Annotated in this window: 1 protein-coding gene and 2 pseudogenes; 2 read left to right on the forward strand and 1 reads right to left on the reverse strand. The window is 55.2% G+C overall.

Features of this window, described 5'->3' with window-relative positions; genetic code table 11:
- Positions 1–219: pseudogene (locus GPK94_RS07330) on the reverse strand (hypothetical protein); the annotation flags it as partial.
- Between GPK94_RS07330 and GPK94_RS07335 the strand changes: the two are divergent.
- On the forward strand, positions 206–562 hold the full coding sequence (locus tag GPK94_RS07335) for a TnpV protein (protein ID WP_215655371.1): 357 nt from the start codon (positions 206–208) through the stop codon (positions 560–562). The pseudogene GPK94_RS07330 and the gene GPK94_RS07335 overlap by 14 nt on opposite strands.
- A pseudogene (locus GPK94_RS07340) lies at positions 490–1397 on the forward strand (helicase SNF2); the annotation flags it as partial. The gene GPK94_RS07335 and the pseudogene GPK94_RS07340, both read left to right, overlap by 73 nt.

The raw sequence follows: 1397 nt of genomic DNA on the forward strand, positions 1-1397 counted from the left end.
TACGCTTTGATGTCCCGCTGTGGACTGGAGCCGGAACGCTACTTCGACCACGAAGATTTCATGGCGATCTTTGATTTCAACACCCCGTCCACCATCGGGGCGCTGGGAACAGCGGTCAGCCAGATCAACCAGCAGGTGCTGCGGCAGATCGGCGTTACCGTCCGAAATGCAGAGCGCGAAGCCAACCAAGAAAGGAGCAAGCAAGATGAACAATCCCATGACCTACATCCAGAACGGAGACTATCAGATTCCCGACCTGGAGCTGAGCCAGCAGCCGGAGAAACCCCTGGGCAAGTACGGCAGGATGAGGAAAACCTATCTGAAGGAGCACCGTCCCATCCTCTACAACCAGATGCTGATGAGCGAGAAGCTGTACCCGCACCTCATCGAGATCGACGAGACCGCCCAGAGCAGACTGGAGCAGATGATGCCCCAGCTGGCGAAGGAAGCGGGAGCCACCGAGGAACTGAAAGCCAGCGATCCCATGAAGTGGGTGGGGCTGATGAACACCTGCAAAGCCCAGGCCGAGGAAATCCTGATGGCGGAGCTTATCAACAGCTGACTCTAAACCTGTTCCTCTCCGAAGCGGAACAGATCCAATCCATAGATGAAGCAGAGAATGTAGCGCATACATCCTCTGCTTTTTCTTTTGCCCAAAATGACATTGACCATGTGCTGCGTTTGGGAGGCAATACAGACCGTCAGAGGGAGCGTGTGGTTGCAGCCTTTGAAAAGCAGAAAACCACCGCTGAGATTGCCGAGATACTGAAAACGCTGTACCACGGTGGCAACGGCCTTGGCAGTGTGAGTGCATGGTATGCCGAGGATGGTATCCATCTTTCCCACGGGAAGTCTGTCCGTTATGACAGGTCTGCCCAGGTCATTTCTTGGGAGCGCGCCGCAGAGCGTATCGGGGAGCTTTTGGAAAGTGGTCAGTTTGCCTCTAATGTGGAGCTTGCAGAAGCGGCAGGCTATGAACGCTCCCTCCTCTCGGAAAAGCTCTGGCATCTGTATCACGATCTCAGTGAGGACGCCAGAAAAGCCGGATATTTGTCCTGCCTGTCAGAGATCAAAGGCAATGGTTTCCCGGAGGAGACCCGCCGCCTGACGGAGCAGCTGAGTGACCCGGCTTTCCGCCAGACCCTCAAGGAAGAATACGCCGCCTTCTGGACTGCCTATCAGCAGGACCGTGACCTGTTGCGTTTTCACTATCATAGACCGAGGGAGATCTGGGAGAACCTGAAGGACCTTGACCTTCCACGCAGGACCTTTTCTTCAGAGCTTTCCCAAGTGCCAACCGTCCAGCACTTTATTACCGAGGATGAGATCGACACCGCCATGACCGGCGGCAGCAGTTTTGCCGGAGGAAAAGGCCGTATCTATGCGTTCTTCATGGA

Source organism: Pseudoflavonifractor sp. MCC625, from assembly GCF_018784545.1.
In the GTDB taxonomy this organism is placed as follows: domain Bacteria; phylum Bacillota; class Clostridia; order Oscillospirales; family Oscillospiraceae; genus Pseudoflavonifractor_A; species Pseudoflavonifractor_A gallinarum.

Bases quoted from the DNA above. Each gene is read 5' to 3' on its own strand.
- GPK94_RS07335 (WP_215655371.1), top strand. From the start codon at position 206: ATGAACAATCCCATGACCTACATCCAGAACGGAGACTATCAGATTCCC.